We start from the raw sequence: 14974 nt of genomic DNA on the forward strand, positions 1-14974 counted from the left end.
CCGTGGCGGTGCCAGGGATTTTCGCCATGCGAACGCTATGCGCACTCCTCGCGCAGCCGCTCCATGACCGGAGCGAACGCCTCCATGGACGGCTCCAGGACCGTCAGGTACGAGAACCCGAACCGCTCGCGCAGCGCCCGTACCCGCCCGACGAGGTCGTCGAGGGGCCCGACCAGCACGATGGGCAGGTCCAGCGCCTGCTTCAGCGTCAGCTGCGGCTGCCGCTCCAGCAGCGGCTCGAGCACGGGCCCGGGGTCGTCGGTGACGGCCACGAGCTGGATCAGCAGGTTCAGCTCGGCCGGTTCCGCCCGTCCCGCGGCCCGCTCCCGGTAGAGGGCCACCCGCCCGTCCAGCTCTTCCGCGGTGAGCGGCTCGAGCGACCCGGGGGTCTTCCCCGGCCGGGCTCCCGTGAAGGCCGCGATGTCCGCGTGCTCGGCGGTCAGGCGCAGCATCCGGTCGCCGTTCGCGCCGATGAGCAGCGGCACCCGGGACTGGGCGGGGCGAGGCATGGGCGTCCCCCCGCTCGAGCGAAGCCGAGAGTGGGGGAGCTCCTCAGACCCCAGCAGCCGGTCCAGTTCCTCGATCGTGCGCCGGAGATGGTCGACCCGCTCGCGCGGCGAGCCGTACGGCAGCCCCGCCGCCTCGTGCTCGGCCTGTACGTACCCGGTGCCGAGGCCGAGTTCGAGCCGGCCGCCGGTCAGCGCGTCCGTGGTGGCCACCTCGCGGGCCAGCAGCGCGGGGTTCCAGAAGCCCGCGTTGAGCACGAACGTGCCGACCCGGGGCCGCTCGGTGGCCTCGGCCGCCGCGACCAGCGCCGGGAACGGCGCCGGCATGCCGAGGTGATCGGGGACGAGGATCACGTCGTACCCCTGCTCCTCGGCACGCCGGCACTTGGCGCGCCACTCGGTGGCGGGCGCGGGCGTGAGCAGATTGACCCCGAAGCGGAACGGGCGCGGCATGGAATCCCCCTGTGCGGAAGGCGACTTGATCGACCTGATCGTGCGTCACGATTCCATCACCGCGCCCGGACGGCCGCCACCGAGTTCGCTCGCGGGGCACGGTCGGCACCCGCCGCCGGGCCTCGCAGCTCACTCGTGCGCGATCGCCGCCAGCACGTTCATCCGCGAGGCCCGCAGCGCCGGCAGCAGTGCCGCCACGATGCCCACCACCGCCGAACCGATCACGACCGCGACGATCGTCCCCCAGGGGAACGCCAGCGCCGTCAGGCCGCGCAGCGCCAGTACCTGCTGCATGCACACGCCCCACACGAGGCCGAGCCCGAGACCGAGGACCGCGCCGAACACCGCGATCACCACCGACTCCAGCCGGATCATCCGGCGCAGCTGCCGCCGGCCGAGTCCGATCGCGCGCAGCAGCCCGATCTCCCGGGTGCGCTCCACCACCGACAGAGCGAGGGTGTTGACCACGCCGAGCACGGCGATGACGATCGCGAGGCCCAGCAGGGCGTACACGAGGTAGAGCAGCACGGCGATCTGGTCGTGCACCAGCTTCTTGTAGTCGGCCTGGTTGCGTACCTGGACCTGTGGGAACGGCGTGAGTTCCCGTTCCAGGCGGGTGCGCAGGTCCTTCGCCGTCGTGCCGGGGGCCGCGTTGACGTAGAGCGAGGACTCCTGCCCGTCGGGCACGTACTTCTCGACCGTCGCGAGCCCGAAGAACATGCCGCCCTGGGTGCCGAAGCCGCCGGCGGTGCCCTGGTCGGTGAGCGCACCGACCGTCAGCTCGGTGTGGCGTCCGCCGGGGAACTCGACCGGGAGCACGCTGCCGACCCGCACATGGTGGTCCTTCGCGAAGTCGACGTCCATCGCCATGTGCCCGTCCGCCAGCGCCGCCGCCGAGCCGCCCTGGGCGTACGTGAGGTGCACGACGTCGTCGAGCCGCGGCCCGTATCCGGCGGCGGCCGTCTTCACGCGCGAGCCGTCCGGCAGCTGTACGGCGACAGGGGTGAACCGCTGCCGTACGACGAGGCCGACGCCGTCCGTGGCGGCCACCTTGTCCGTGATCTGCTTGGTGAACGGCGTGAAGTTGGTGTTCTGGACGATGAAGTCGGCGCCCAGCGTCTTGTCGATCTGCTGGTCGAACGACGCCGAGAGGGAGGCGCTCGCCACCGACATCCCGCCGACCAGGGCGAGGCCCACCATCAGCGCGGCGGCCGTGGCGCCGGTACGGCGCGGATTGCGCAGGGCGTTGCGCTGGCTCATCCGGCCCACCGAGCCGAACAACGCGGGGAAGGCCCCGCCCAGGACGCGGATCACCGGCCGCACCAGCAGTGGTCCGGCGACCACGGTCGCGATCAGCGTCAGGACCACACCGAGACCCAGCAGCGAGGCCGCCGAGGCGGTCTTCGTCGCCGCCGCACACCCGGCCAGCGCAGCCGCACCGGCCAGCCCGACCACCGACCCGGCGATCGCCCGCATCTTCAAGGGCTTGCCCACCCCGGCGACTTCGGCGTCCGCGAGCGCCGCCATCGGCGAGACGGCCGCCGCGCGCCGCGCGGGCAGATACGCGGCGACGAAGGTGACGCCGATGCCGACGACGTACGCCACGACGGGCGTGGACCAGCCGATGACCATCTCCGTGGCCTTCAGGTTCATGCCGAAGGCGCCCATCAGCCGGATCAGACCGGCCGCCAGCCCGATCCCGGCCGCGAGCCCCAGCGTCGAGCCGACGAGCCCGAGCAGCAGCGCCTCCGTGAGCACCGAGCGCCGCACCTGCCGCCGGTCCGCGCCCAGCGCCCGCATCAGGCCCAGTTCGCGGGTGCGCTGGGCGATCAGCATGGAGAAGGTGTTGACGATGAGGAAGACACCGACCAGCACCGCGACACCGGCGAAGCCCAGCATCACGTACTTGATCACGTCCAGGAAGCCGCCGAGGGAGGCCGCGGCCGACTTGGCCTGCTCGTCGGCGGTCTTCACGTCGTAGGTGCCGGTGCCGATCGCGGCACCGATACGGCGCTTCAGCTCCGCGTCGGTGACACCCTTCGCCGCGTCCACCGAGATGCTGGTGGCCTTCGCGGCGGACCCGAGCAGCTCCCGGCCCGCCACCGCCGGGTCCAGGTACACCAGGGCCGCGCCCGGGTTGGTCGTGGTGAAGGTGGCGATGCCCACCACGCGGACCTCGACCGTGCCGGGCTGCGCCTGGAGGGTCAGCGCGTCGCCAATGCGCACGTGCTTCTTGTCCGCGGTGTCCGCGTCCAGCAGCGCCTCGTGGGCGCCGTTCGGGGCATGGCCCGAGGTCAGCTTCACCGGGCTGCGCTCGGTGACGTACCAGGCGGTGGCGATGGTCGGGGCGCCGGTGGTCGGGCCGACGTTCTTGTTGTGGCTGTCGACCACCACGACGTTCTGCACCGACACGTCCGCGTGCGCCGCCGCGACCCCGTCGACCTGTGCCACCTGGTCCCGCAGCGCGGCGGGCACGGTCTGCGCCGCACCGCTCGCCACACGGGACTTCAGCTCCTCCTTCGGCTCCACCGTCACATCGGCGGCGGTGGAGGCGAACAGCCGGTCGAAGGTGCGCGTGACGGTGTCGGAGAAGATCAGGCTGCCCGAGACGAACGCCACGGACAGGATCACGGCCAGCGCGGACAGGGCCAGCCGCCCCTTGTGCGCGAGGAAACTCCTCAGGGTCGCCTTCAGCACGTGGTCAGCCCTCCTGGGCGGTCAGGTCGTCGGCGAGCCGCTCGCGTACGACGTCGAACCGTTTCATCCGTTCGAGTACGGCGTCGGCCGTGGGCCGTTCCATCTGGTCCACGATCCGCCCGTCGGCGAGGAACAGCACGAGGTCGGAGTGGGCGGCGGCGCCGGGGTCGTGGGTGACCATGACGACGGTCTGCCCGAGGTCGTCCACCGCGCTGCGCAGGAAGCCCAGCACCTCCAGACCGGCCCGCGAGTCCAGGTTGCCGGTCGGTTCGTCGGCGAAGATCAGCTCCGGCCGGGAGGCCAGCGCCCGCGCGCAGGCGACGCGCTGCTGCTGGCCGCCGGAGAGCTGCGCCGGGCGGTGGGTCAGGCGTCCGCGCAGGCCGAGCGTGTCGATGACCTGGTCCAGCCACGCCTGGTCGGGCTTCTTGCCCGCGATGTCCATCGGCAGGGTGATGTTCTCAGCCGCGTTCAGCGTCGGGATGAGGTTGAACGACTGGAACATGAACCCGATCCGGTCCCGCCGCAGCCGGGTGAGTTCCCGTTCCTTCAGTCCCGTGATCTCGGTGTCGCCCAGCCACACCTGACCGGCCGACACCGTGTCGAGGCCGGCGAGGCAGTGCATCAGTGTGGACTTGCCCGAGCCCGAAGGACCCATCACCGCGGTGAAGCGCCCGCGCGCGATGTCCACGTCCACCGAGTCCAGGGCGAGCACCGCCGTCTCGCCCGAGCCGTACGCCTTGGTCAGCCCGCGGGCGCGGGCCGCGATCGTGTCGCCCGGCGCGCGGTCCGGGGCCTGCTCCGCAGTTGTTGTGGACAAGACTGCCTCCCGGTCGCCTCGAGGTCCCGACTCCTTGGTCCGAGCCGACCCTATTCTGACCGGTCGCACAACCGGAATCCCGTCGGGGGCGGCCTCCGCTTGCCGCACTCCCTTGCTGCCGCTAGCGTCCCGGCGCTAGCTTCGAGGCATGGCGAAGACCCAGCTGAACGTGCGCGTGGACGAGGACACCGCCCGCGCGGCCCGTGAGCGCGCCCTGGCCCGCGGGATGAGCGTCAACCGCTACATCGAAGAGCTGGTCAGACAGGACGCGGGGGAAGCCGGCCGCACGTTCGTGGAGGCCGCCGCCGACTTCATGAAGCAGTACGAGTCAGTGTTCGCCGAGGAGTTCGCCGAGACGCGCGGCTCCGGCACGGGCACGGGCACCGGCACCGCTACCGGCGACGGGCGCCGCTGAGCCCTTGAACGAGCTCAGCATCGACCTCGCCTGGCTGCTCATGCTCGCCGAACAGAAGACGTCCGGGGATCCGCAGGTCACCGACTGGGGCGCGCTGGTCGCCGCCGTCGCCCGGCACCGGGCTGACATATTCGGCGTGCCCGTCTACGACTCGCCGTACGCCCGCGCCGCCGCCCTGCTCCAGCTGCTCGTCCACGTACCGGCGCTGGAACGCTCCAACGCGCTGTTCGCCTCGGCGGTCGCCTACGGCTACCTGGTCGCCAGCGGCCTGAAGCTCGTCACCACCCCCGAGCAGGTCCGCGACCTCGCCCGGCTGGTGAAGGACGGAGAGGCGAGCGTGGACGACATCGCGCGGGAGCTGCGCCGCTGGAGCCTGTGATCAGGACTCTGCGGGCTGCCGCGGCCGGTGGGCCGTGCCCAGCGTGCAGAAGGACATGGGCAGCTTCGGCCCGTGCTCCGGCAGCAGCATCCGCCGGTGCGGCCCCAGTTCGAACCCGGCCTCGCGCAGCGCGGCGACCGGATCGCGGCCCAGATGGCAACCGCCGTTCAGCACGGGCCACACCGTCCGGTCCAGCGCCCGCTGGGCCAGCCGCATCGCCCGCCCGCCGCCGCACCCGTGTTCGAAGAACCGCACCTCGCCGCCGGGCCGCAGCACCCGCCGCGCCTCGGCCAGCGCCCGCGGCACGTCCCGCACGCTGCACAGCACCAGCGACAGCACGACCGCGTCGAAGGCCTCGCTCTTGACCGGCAGTGCCTCCGCCGCGCCCGGCACCACGTCGACCGGCACCTCTGCGCGTACGGCGGCTTCCAGCGCCAGCTTCCTGAGCAGCGGCTCGGGTTCGATCGCGACGACCTCCGCGACGGTGCCCGGATAGTGCGCGAAGTTGAGCCCGTTGCCCGCGCCGATCTCGATGACCCGCCCGGACAGCCCGGCGAGCAGCCGCTCGCGCACCCCGGCCATCCCGAGCCGGGTCTCGGCGCCCACGCTCAGCCAGGCGTAGTAGCGGGCGAACAACGGGTGGTGGACGGGGCTCCGCGCCTCCTTGCCGGAGCCGGTGGACAACAGCCGCATGGCAACCTCCCGGACAGGACCGTCTGGGAAGAGTGTCCCCCCAGCCGGACCTCCGGTCGACCCCGCCCGTCGCCCCCGGCGTGCGCGGAGCCTACGGCGCTACGGCGCCTCCCGCACCCGGAACGCCTCCGCGTCCCAGGTGCCGTCCAGCCGCGGCGCCAGCCAACCCGGGGCCGCCGCGCGGAAGTCGGCGGGGGCCAGGCCGGCCGCGCCGGCGGGAAGCGCGCCCAGCAGCGGGGCTCCCGCGACCTCCGGCAGGTCGGCCACGTTGCAGCGGCTCGCCAGGTCGGCGTCCTCCGACCAGCTTCCGATCACGACGCCCGCCAACTCGATCTTCCGCGCCCGTAGTTCACGCGCGGTCAGCTCGGTCGAGTTCAGCGTGCCGAGCCCGGCCGGGGTCACCACCAGCATGGGTGCGCGCAGCGCCTCGGCGGCGTCCGCCAGGGTGCCGCCCGCCGCGTCGAACCGTACGAGCAGCCCGCCCGCGCCCTCGACCAGCACCAGATCGTGCTCGGCGGCCAGCTTGGCCGCGGCCTCGGCCACCTCGTGCGGGTGCACCGGCGCCATTCCGGCCCGCCTGGCTGCCGTACCCGGCGCCAGCGGCTCGGGGTAACGGGCCAGCTCGGTGGCCGTGACCGGGCCCGCGAGCCGCGCGACCTCGGCGGCGTCCCCGTGCTCGTCGGGGCCCACCCCCGTCTGCGCGGCCTTCAGCACGGCCACCGACCGGCCGGCCGCGAGTGCCGCCGCGGCGACGGCGGCGGTCGTCACCGTCTTGCCGATCTCCGTGCCTGTCCCCGTGACGAACAGAACCGGCATGTCACCCCTCCCGTGCCGCGGCGCACACCGCGCGCGCGATCCGTGCCACGTCGTCGTCGGAGCTTACGTACGGCGGCATCGTGTAGACCATGTCGCGGAACGGGCGCAGCCACACGCCCTCCCGCACGGCGGCCCGGGTGGCGGCGGCCATGTCCACCTCGTGGTCGAGCTGGACGACCCCGATGGCACCCAGGACGCGGACGTCCTTCACCCCGGGCAGTTCGGCGGCGGGTGCGAGGCCCTCCCGCAGTCCCGCCTCGATCCGCCGCACCTCGGACTGCCAGTCCTGGCCGAGCAGCAGCTCGATCGAGGCGCAGGCGACGGCCGCGGCGAGCGGGTTGCCCATGAAGGTCGGCCCGTGGGCCAGCACCGGCACCTCGCCCTGCGAGATGCCGTCGGCCACCCGCGCGGTGCACAAGGTGGCTGCCATCGTGAGATAGCCGCCGGTCATGGCCTTGCCCACGCACATCACGTCCGGGGTGACCGCCGCGTGCCCGGCCGCGAACAGCTCGCCGGTGCGGCCGAAGCCGGTGGCGATCTCGTCGAACACCAGCAGCACGTCGTGCGCGTCGCACGCCTCGCGCAGCACCCGCAGATACTCGGGGGAGTGGAAGCGCATCCCGCCCGCGCCCTGCACCACCGGCTCCACGATGACCGCCGCCAGTTCGTGGGCGTGGGCCTCGATCAGCGACCGCAGATGCTCGGCGTACGACTCCTGGTACTCCGTCGGCGGCGCGTCCGCGAACACCTGGCGCTGGAGCACCCCGGTCCACAGCTCGTGCATCCCGCCCTGCGGGTCGCACACCGACATCGGCTGCCAGGTGTCCCCGTGGTAGCCGCCCCGCCAGGTCATCAGCCGCTGCTTCTCGGGACGGCCGAGCGAGCGCCAGTGCTGCAGGCACATCTTCACCGCGACCTCGACCGACACGGACCCGGAGTCGGTCAGGAACACATGCTCCAGACCGTCAGGCGACAAGTCGACAAGGAGCTTCGCGAGCCGCACGGCGGGCTCGTGCGTGAGCCCGCCGAACATGACATGGCTCATCCGGCCCAGCTGCCGCTGCACGGCCTCGTTGAGGACCGGGTGGTTGTAGCCGTGGATCGCCGACCACCAGGACGACATCCCGTCGACGAGTTCGCCCGAGCCGTCCGCGAGCTTCAGCCGGACCCCGCTCGCCGACTCCACGACGAGCGGTTCGGCACGTCCGGGCATCGGGCCGTACGGATGCCACACATGCCGCCGGTCCAGCTCCAGCAGCTCGGGCACACCCAGCTCAGGCATTGGGTGCTACGTCGGTTCCGGCGCCCCGGCGGCGGACGGCGACGAGGTCGGTGCGCGCCTCGTTCGCCGGAGCCGGAGCCGCAGGCGCGGATGCGGATGCGGGCGCGGACGCCGTACCGCACACGTCCCCTCCCTCGTGCGAGCCGCACACGGACCCGCAACCGGTGCCCTCGTGCGACCCGCAGCCCGCCTCGGCGTGCGACCCGCAGCCGCCCCGGGCGCCCTGGACATCGGCTCGGTGCTCCGGCAGCGTGACCTGGTCGGCGCCCTCCACCTCGAAACCGGCGTCGGCGATCATCTCCAGGTCGGCCTTGCCCGCCTGGCCCTCGCTGGTCAGGTAGTCGCCGAGGAAGATCGAGTTGGCCAGGTTCAGGGCCAGGGGCTGCATCGAGCGCAGGTGGACCTCACGGCCGCCCGCGATACGCACCTCCACGTCGGGGCAGACGAAGCGGACCATCGCGAGGATGCGCAGGCAGCGCTGCGGGGTGAGGTTCCACTCCTTGGCGAGCGGGGTGCCCTCGAACGGGATCAGGAAGTTGACCGGCACCGAGTCCGGGTCCAGCTCGCGCAGCGAGTAGACCACGTCCACCAGGTCCTCGTCGCTCTCGCCCATGCCCGCGATCAGACCGGAGCAGGCGGACAGACCGGCCGCGTGCGCCTTCTGCACCGTGTCCACCCGGTCGGCGTACGTGTGGGTGGTGGTGATGTCCCCGTACGTGGCCTCGGAGGTGTTGAGGTTGTGGTTGTAGGCGTCGGCACCGGCCTCACGCAGCCGCTCGGCCTGGCCGTCGGAGAGCAGACCGAGGCAGGCGCACACCTCGACGCCCTCGTTCTGGTCCTTGATCGCCTTGATCGTCCGGGAGACCCGGTCCACGTCCCGGTCCGTCGGACCGCGTCCGCTGGCCACCAGGCAGACCCGCTTGGCACCGCCGGCCAGGCCCGCGGCGGCGGCCTGCGAGGCCTCGTCCGGCTTGAGCCAGGTGTACTTCAGGATGCCGGTCTCGGAGCCGAGCCGCTGGGAGCAGTAGGAGCAGTCCTCCGGGCACAGGCCGGACTTGAGGTTGACCAGGTAGTTGAGTTTCACGCGCCGGCCGAACCAGTGCCGGCGCACCTTGCCGGCCGCGGCCACCACATCGAGCAGGTCGTCGTCGGAGGTGGCGAGTACGGCGAGTGCTTCCTCGCGGGTCGGCAGCTCGCGCCGAAGCCCCTTTTCCACCAGCGTGTTCAGCAGGTCCATGAGGTCAGATCCTGTCTTACGGGACCGCCCCGGGCCAATGTGAGTTTGAACAACGCGGACGGTTCAACGTGTGGGTATTGCCACACCCTGGGCGGCTCGGCGTCCGGCTAGTGTCTGTCCGCTACCTACAAATGCCCCGGAGGACCCATGGCGTTCGGCTGGATCGACGAGCAGGCCGAGGCGCGCCGCCGCGCCGGACTCGTACGGACGCTGCGCCCGCGCCCCGCCGACTCGCCGCTGCTGGACCTCGCGAGCAACGACTACCTGGGCCTGGCCCACCACCCCGAGGTCGCCGAGGGGGCCGCCCGGGCCGCCCGGGAGTGGGGCGGCGGCTCCACCGGTTCCCGGCTGGTCACCGGCACCACCGAACTCCACACCGAGCTGGAGCGCGAACTGGCGGAATTCTGCGGCTTCGAGGCGGCTCTGGTCTTTTCGTCCGGTTATGCCGCGAACCTGGCCGCGGTGACCGCGCTGGGCCCGCACGGCTCGCAGATCGTCTCCGACGCGGGCAACCACGCCTCGCTGATCGACGGCTGCCGGCTCGCCCGGGGCGGCACGCAGGTGGTCGGGCACGCCGACCCGGAGGCCGTGCGCAAGGCGCTGAGCACGCACGAGGGACCGGCGATCGTCGTCTCCGACACCGTGTTCTCCGTCGACGGCGACGCGGCCCCGCTGGCCGAACTGGCCGCGGCGTGCCGGGAGCACGGCGCCGGGCTGGTCGTGGACGACGCCCACGGGCTCGGCGTGCTGGGCGACGGCGGCCGGGGAGCCCCCTACGCGGCCGGGCTCGCGGGCGCGGACGACGTGGTCGTCACGGCCACGCTGTCCAAGTCGCTGGGCAGCCAGGGCGGGGTGGTGCTCGGCCCGGCCCGGGTGATCGACCACCTGGTCAACGCGGCCCGGACGTTCATCTTCGACACCGGCCTCGCCCCCGCCGCGGCGGGCGCGGCGCTGGCGGCGCTGCGGCTGCTGCGCCGTGAGCCGGAGCGGGCGGCACGGGCCCGTGAGGTGGCCGCGGAACTGCACGCACGCCTGACCGCCGCGGGCCTGGAGGCGGTGCGTCCGGACGCCGCGGTGGTCTCGGTGCGGGCCCCGTCCCCGGAGAGCGCCGTGCGCTGGGCGGCCGACTGCCGCCAGGCAGGCCTCGCCGTGGGCTGCTTCCGTCCTCCTTCCGTGCCCGACGGCATCTCGCGGCTGCGGCTGACCGCCCGCGCGGACCTCTCCGGGTCCGAGATCGAACGCGCTGTACAGGTCATCGGCGAGGCGCGACCATGAGTCGGCGTGACACGGCCGGGCTTCGCACGCATCTGATCGGATCTGATCGGTAGCGGTTGGTCGGGGTCAGGGTCGGGGTCGGGGTCGGGATCCGCGGGTCACCGGAGCGCGGCCACGAACCCCGCCCAGCTCCCGGGGGAGAAGAGCAGCGCGGGTCCGGCCGGGTTCTTGGAGTCGCGCACGGCGAGCAGACCGGCGCGCGGGCCGGAGCGCGGCCGGGCCGTCTCCACGCAGTTGTTCGCTCCCGTGCTGTAGCTGCTGCGCAGCCATTGCGCATCGTGCAGATCGGTACCGATCGGGACGTTCCGAGGCAGTGCTGACATGGTGCCTCCTTACGCGCCGTCACCTATCCCGGCGATGTAATCCAACGATTCCTCGGGTGAAAGGGCGTGGATGCGAAGGGTGTTGAAGGCCTCCGAGTAAGCCACGAGGTCTTCTTTCCGTTCCAGATAGAGGCTACTCGTCAATTGGTCGAGAACAACCACGTCCAGATCAGAAGTGCTCGGAAATGAGAAGATTACGAAAGGTCCCGTGAGGCCGACATGCGCCCCGGCCCCGAACGGCAGTACCTGGAGCCGCACTTGGGGCAGCCGTGCCGCCTCCAGCAGCCGCTCCAGCTGCCGGGCCATCACCTCTGCGCCGCCGACCTCGCGCCGGAGCACCGCCTCGTCCAGTACGGCGTCCAGGTGCAGCGGCGGATCCGAGTGCAGCACGTCCTGCCTGGCCAGACGCACTTCCACCAGCGCGTCCAGGGCCTCCTCGTCCAGGCTCTTCACAGCCGCCCGGGTCACCGCGCGGGCGTACTCGGGCGTCTGGAGCAGACCCGGGACCACCGTGGTCTCCAGGGTGCGCATGCCACTGGCCTGTGACTCGAGGCTGATGAAATCGCGATAGGTCGGCGGCAATACCCCGCGGTACGCATGCCACCAGCGGTTGCCTGCGCCGGCCGCGTTCTCCTCGGAGCCCGCCAACAACATCAGTAACTCACGCAGTTGGGCGTCCCGCACCGCGTACGCGTCCAGGAGTATCCGCACATCGGCCGGTTTCACGCCGCTGGCACCCGTCTCGATACGGCTCACTTTCGACTGGTGCCAGCCCACCAGCCGGGCGGCCTCACCACTCGTGAGCCCGGCCTCGGTGCGCAGCGTGCGCAGTTCGGCGCCCAGTTTGCGGCGGCGCACCGCGGGACCGTTCTGCATCGGCTCCTCCTTACTCCTTCCGGGCCGCCCAAATACGTGCTCCCGTCGCAGAGTTCACCGCTTTGAGCGACAGATATATGCATATCTTGGTGGATCGCTCCCCGGACCGGCCCGGTAATGGCAGTCTGGCGAAGAAGCACCAGTCCGGGACCGTACTCGAACCATCCGCTCCTTTGTCGGACTCCGGTCCCGTGGGAAAGGGACGACGTCGTCATGGCAGACCATCTGGAAGCATCCGTCACTCTGCCGAGCGATCCGGCCTCGGTCTCCGTCGCCCGCTCCTACGTCGTGGGCACCCTCGCGGAGTGGGGCCTGCCGTCGGACACCGACGTGGCCGACACCGTGCGACTCATCGTCTCCGAACTCGCCACGAACGCCGTACAGCACACCTTCGGTCAGTCACCCACCTTCACGGTCGACATCGCGCTGTACCGTGACGAACACCTGCGCATCGGCGTCACAGACAGTCATCCACGCTTTCCGAAGAGACTGCCCGCCGCGGTCCAGCAGGACAACGGCCGCGGCATGGTCATCATCCGCTGGCTCACCGCGGAGTGCGGTGGCAAACTCCGCGTCCGCCCCACCCGCGAGGGGGGCAAGACGGTCTCCATCGAACTCCCGTGGACGATCCCGGCCGAGCCGGTGCCGGCGGCCGGCCAGCAGGAGCCCTGACCGTCCACGGGGTGAGGAGCCCTCAGCTGACCCGGCCGTACCAGACGCTGCGCGTCCAGATCCTCTCCAGCTTCACCACGTCACCCGTCTTCGGGGCGTGCCAGATCTTCCCGTGTCCGGCGTAGATGCCGACGTGGTAGATGCTCGAACCCGAGTGGAAGAACACCAGGTCGCCCGCCCTGCGGCTGCCGGCCGAGATGTGGTGCGTCTTGTTGTACTGCTGGGCGGCTGTACGCGGCAGGGTCTTGCCCACCCTCTTGTACGAGTAGAGCGTCAGCCCCGAGCAGTCGAACCTGCGCGGCCCGCTGGCGCCCCACTGGTACGGGGCGCCCCTCTTGGAGGCCGCGACCTGGAGCGCCTTCGTGGCCGTGGTGGCGGCCGAGGCCTCGGTGGCCAGGCCCGGGACCGCGATCGTGCTGCCCACGGCGGCGAGAGTGAGTGCCGAGGCCGTGCCGGCCCGGGCCATCAGTGACGGGACACGATTGAGCGCAGTCATGCGCAACCCTTCGTCAGCCGCCTGTGAAGGATGACCTGTCGGATTCGGGCTGGCGAAGTTGCCCGGCCGCGTTGCCGCGGCTTCACCCCAAGGGCCTGCTCGGAACCTCCGCCCGTCCGCGCTGTGCGGACGAACCTCCGTTCCGGCGACCCGCCTTGCTCGGGTCCTCCACTCCTGCCGATCCACTCCTGTCGACCTGTCGTCCGGGCGGCGGCAGGATTCGGCGTCCGCCCGGACCGCCCCGCCGCGGTGGCGGGGGCTTGTCGTCGGACAGGGATCTTCACCCACAGGTGTCCGAAAAACCCAATGGAATCGGGGATTTGTGGCGTTACTCACCACTCACCCGTTCGGGTGGACATAGGTGTGTTCGAGACACCGTCAGTTCCCTTACAGGGCCCGGACCTGGGGCGGAGCACGTCCCGGACCCCTCGGACGAGTGTCGTGCGCAAGCCGAGGGGGCCCGGAAAAGGATCCGTGAATACGCCGGCCGTGGGTACGCCGTTCGGGCCGTTTCAACTCCCGCCCGGGCGAGGCTTCGACACGCGGTTCCCGTCGCCTCGGTTACGTGTCCGGATCAGACGACACCGTCGGGCGGGAGCGCGACGCGAGCGGTACGGCGCTCACCGTCGAGCACCCGCAAAGCCCGTGCCAGCGTGTCCCCGTGCAGCTCCGTCTCGCCCCGACGGTGCATCAGCACCAGCGCGTCGCGCAGCTCGGACGCCTTGCGCACCAGCGCCTGCGCCGCGCGCAGCCCGCGGTAGGTGTCACCGTCGTGCGCCGGGTTGACCCGGCCCAGCAGATCGACGGTCTCCAGGTAACGGTCTATCAACTCGCCCTCGGCCCGGGTCAGCGCGGGCAGCGGCGGCAGGTCCGGCGGCATCGGCGGCTCACCCGGCCTCGGGCGCGCCGGGCACGGTCCTGCGGCTGGGGACGACGCCGTCCACCAGCCCGTACTCCAGCGCTGCCGTGGCGTCCAGGATCAGGTCCCGCTCCAGGTCCCGGTCGACCTGCTCCGCCGTACGGCGGGTGTGCCGCGCGAGCATCTCCGCCGTCCGGGCGCGCACCCGCTCCAACTCCTCGGCCTGGATGACGAGGTCGCTGGGCATCCCCCGCACCGGCTCGCCGAGCCCGGGCTGTTCGATCACCATCCGCGCTCCCGGCAGCGTGAACCGCCTGCCCGGGGCCCCGGCCGCGAGCAGGACGGCGGCGGTCCCGGCGGCCTGCCCCAGGCAGTAGGTCCCCACCGGGCAACTGACGTACTGCATGGTGTCGTAGATCGCCGCCAGCGCCCCGAAAGAGCCGCCCGGGGAGTTGATGTACAGCGTGATCTCCCGGTCCGGGGCCGCGTGTTCGAGGTACATGAACTGCGCCGTCACGTCGTTGGCAGCCGTGTCGTCGAGCGGTGTCCCCAGGAAGACCACCCGCTCCTCGAAGAGCTTGGCGTAGGGATCGAGCGTGCGGTGGCCCGTCCCGGTGCGCTCGGTGAACTCGGGCAGGACGTGACGGGCTGACGGTCGGGTCATGGGCATACCCCTCCTCGCGGCAGAGCCTTCGCCGGCCGGGCTTCCGGCCTGGCTTCTGTAAAAAATGTACAGGACGTACATGACGTTATGATGGGGGTATGGCCTACGAGATTCCGGTGACGCAAGCCAGGGCTGAGCTCGCCGACCTGATCAACCGGGTGGTGTACGGCGGCGAGCGCGTCGTCGTGACCCGGCACGGCAAGCCCCTGGTCGCGCTGGTCTCCGCCGCCGACCTGGAGCGGCTGGACGCCCTCGATGGCGCTGACGACCCCGCCGAGGAGCAGGTGATCAGCTCCGTGTCCCGGGTGCGCGAGGGGGCGTCCGCTCCGCGTGAACGGCAGCAGCGGTTCGGGATCGCGGCCGAGCACCGGGGGCCGGGCATCTCATGACGGGGTATCAGCGGACCCATCGCGCGGTCATACGCTGATCAAGGTCCGGTTAACGTGGCTGAAACTCCGGCAAACTAGCCTGCCGATCCACGCCACCAGGGGTTTTTCTGTCCGTGTTGCCCACG

At 71.7% G+C, this 14974-nt stretch carries 17 protein-coding genes and 1 riboswitch; of the genes, 5 read left to right on the forward strand and 12 right to left on the reverse strand.

Annotated features, from left to right (window positions below):
• Positions 1 to 35 precede the first annotated feature (35 nt).
• The 3 genes from ACWD35_RS17845 to ACWD35_RS17855 form a co-directional block, all read right to left on the reverse strand.
• Positions 36 to 959, reverse strand: coding sequence for an LLM class F420-dependent oxidoreductase (locus tag ACWD35_RS17845; protein ID WP_451352186.1), 924 nt, complete (start codon positions 957 to 959; stop codon positions 36 to 38).
• A 129-nt stretch (positions 960 to 1088) separates the two neighbouring features.
• On the reverse strand, positions 1089 to 3656 hold the full coding sequence (locus tag ACWD35_RS17850; RefSeq protein WP_451352187.1) for an ABC transporter permease: 2568 nt from the start codon (positions 3654 to 3656) through the stop codon (positions 1089 to 1091).
• A 4-nt stretch (positions 3657 to 3660) separates the two neighbouring features.
• Positions 3661 to 4473, reverse strand: coding sequence for an ABC transporter ATP-binding protein (locus ACWD35_RS17855; RefSeq protein ID WP_451352188.1), 813 nt, complete (start codon positions 4471 to 4473; stop codon positions 3661 to 3663).
• A gap of 148 nt (positions 4474 to 4621) precedes the next feature.
• On the opposite strand from ACWD35_RS17855, the gene ACWD35_RS17860 reads away from it, so the two are divergent.
• On the forward strand, positions 4622 to 4888 hold the full coding sequence (locus ACWD35_RS17860; RefSeq protein WP_451352189.1) for a toxin-antitoxin system HicB family antitoxin: 267 nt from the start codon (positions 4622 to 4624) through the stop codon (positions 4886 to 4888).
• Between the two features lie 4 nt (positions 4889 to 4892).
• A complete protein-coding gene (locus tag ACWD35_RS17865) occupies positions 4893 to 5267 on the forward strand; it encodes a fic family toxin-antitoxin system, toxin component (protein WP_451352190.1) in 375 nt (124 codons plus the stop codon).
• On the opposite strand, the gene ACWD35_RS17870 is transcribed toward ACWD35_RS17865, so the two are convergent.
• The 4 genes from ACWD35_RS17870 to bioB all read right to left on the reverse strand — a co-directional run bounded on the left by ACWD35_RS17870 (position 5268) and on the right by bioB (position 9295).
• The gene (locus ACWD35_RS17870; RefSeq protein ID WP_451352191.1) at positions 5268 to 5960 is read right to left on the reverse strand and encodes a class I SAM-dependent methyltransferase; all 693 of its coding nucleotides are present in this window, start codon (positions 5958 to 5960) and stop codon (positions 5268 to 5270) included. It abuts the gene before it with no gap.
• 99 nt (positions 5961 to 6059) lie between these two features.
• Positions 6060 to 6776 carry a dethiobiotin synthase gene (gene bioD, locus ACWD35_RS17875; protein WP_451352192.1) on the reverse strand — a complete coding sequence of 239 codons (717 nt, stop codon included), beginning with the start codon at positions 6774 to 6776 and terminating at the stop codon, positions 6060 to 6062.
• 1 nt (position 6777) lies between these two features.
• Positions 6778 to 8058: an adenosylmethionine--8-amino-7-oxononanoate transaminase gene (locus tag ACWD35_RS17880; RefSeq protein WP_451352193.1), complete on the reverse strand. Its 1281-nt coding sequence runs from the start codon at positions 8056 to 8058 to the stop codon at positions 6778 to 6780.
• The gene (bioB, locus tag ACWD35_RS17885) at positions 8051 to 9295 is read right to left on the reverse strand and encodes a biotin synthase BioB (RefSeq protein ID WP_451352194.1); all 1245 of its coding nucleotides are present in this window, start codon (positions 9293 to 9295) and stop codon (positions 8051 to 8053) included. Before bioB ends, ACWD35_RS17880 begins: the two co-directional genes overlap by 8 nt.
• A 147-nt stretch (positions 9296 to 9442) precedes the next feature.
• On the opposite strand from bioB, the gene ACWD35_RS17890 reads away from it, so the two are divergent.
• Complete coding sequence (locus ACWD35_RS17890; protein WP_451352195.1) at positions 9443 to 10570, forward strand: 8-amino-7-oxononanoate synthase; 1128 nt, start codon at positions 9443 to 9445, stop codon at positions 10568 to 10570.
• A 98-nt stretch (positions 10571 to 10668) separates the two neighbouring features.
• Here the strand turns inward: ACWD35_RS17890 and ACWD35_RS17895 are convergent, their stop codons facing one another.
• Positions 10669 to 10893 (reverse strand): DUF397 domain-containing protein, encoded by a 225-nt coding sequence (locus ACWD35_RS17895; protein WP_451352196.1) that lies wholly within the window; start codon positions 10891 to 10893, stop codon positions 10669 to 10671.
• Positions 10894 to 10902: 9 nt separating this feature from the next.
• The gene (locus tag ACWD35_RS17900; protein ID WP_451352197.1) at positions 10903 to 11769 is read right to left on the reverse strand and encodes a helix-turn-helix domain-containing protein; all 867 of its coding nucleotides are present in this window, start codon (positions 11767 to 11769) and stop codon (positions 10903 to 10905) included.
• A gap of 213 nt (positions 11770 to 11982) precedes the next feature.
• Between ACWD35_RS17900 and ACWD35_RS17905 the strand changes: the two genes are divergently transcribed.
• Positions 11983 to 12441, forward strand: coding sequence for an ATP-binding protein (locus ACWD35_RS17905; protein ID WP_451352198.1), 459 nt, complete (start codon positions 11983 to 11985; stop codon positions 12439 to 12441).
• A 22-nt stretch (positions 12442 to 12463) separates the two neighbouring features.
• On the opposite strand, the gene ACWD35_RS17910 is transcribed toward ACWD35_RS17905, so the two are convergent.
• The 3 genes from ACWD35_RS17910 to ACWD35_RS17920 form a co-directional block, all read right to left on the reverse strand.
• Positions 12464 to 12937 carry a C40 family peptidase gene (locus ACWD35_RS17910; protein WP_451352199.1) on the reverse strand — a complete coding sequence of 158 codons (474 nt, stop codon included), beginning with the start codon at positions 12935 to 12937 and terminating at the stop codon, positions 12464 to 12466.
• Between the two features lie 3 nt (positions 12938 to 12940).
• A riboswitch (cyclic di-AMP (ydaO/yuaA leader) is annotated at positions 12941 to 13079 on the reverse strand.
• 432 nt (positions 13080 to 13511) lie between these two features.
• The gene (locus ACWD35_RS17915; RefSeq protein WP_451352200.1) at positions 13512 to 13817 is read right to left on the reverse strand and encodes a hypothetical protein; all 306 of its coding nucleotides are present in this window, start codon (positions 13815 to 13817) and stop codon (positions 13512 to 13514) included.
• A gap of 7 nt (positions 13818 to 13824) precedes the next feature.
• Positions 13825 to 14460: an ATP-dependent Clp protease proteolytic subunit gene (locus ACWD35_RS17920; RefSeq protein WP_451352201.1), complete on the reverse strand. Its 636-nt coding sequence runs from the start codon at positions 14458 to 14460 to the stop codon at positions 13825 to 13827.
• Positions 14461 to 14558: 98 nt separating this feature from the next.
• Between ACWD35_RS17920 and ACWD35_RS17925 the strand changes: the two genes are divergently transcribed.
• Complete coding sequence (locus ACWD35_RS17925) at positions 14559 to 14849, forward strand: type II toxin-antitoxin system Phd/YefM family antitoxin (RefSeq protein ID WP_451352202.1); 291 nt, start codon at positions 14559 to 14561, stop codon at positions 14847 to 14849.
• Positions 14850 to 14974: the final 125 nt, after the last annotated feature.

This window comes from Streptomyces sp. NPDC002671 (assembly GCF_053592475.1).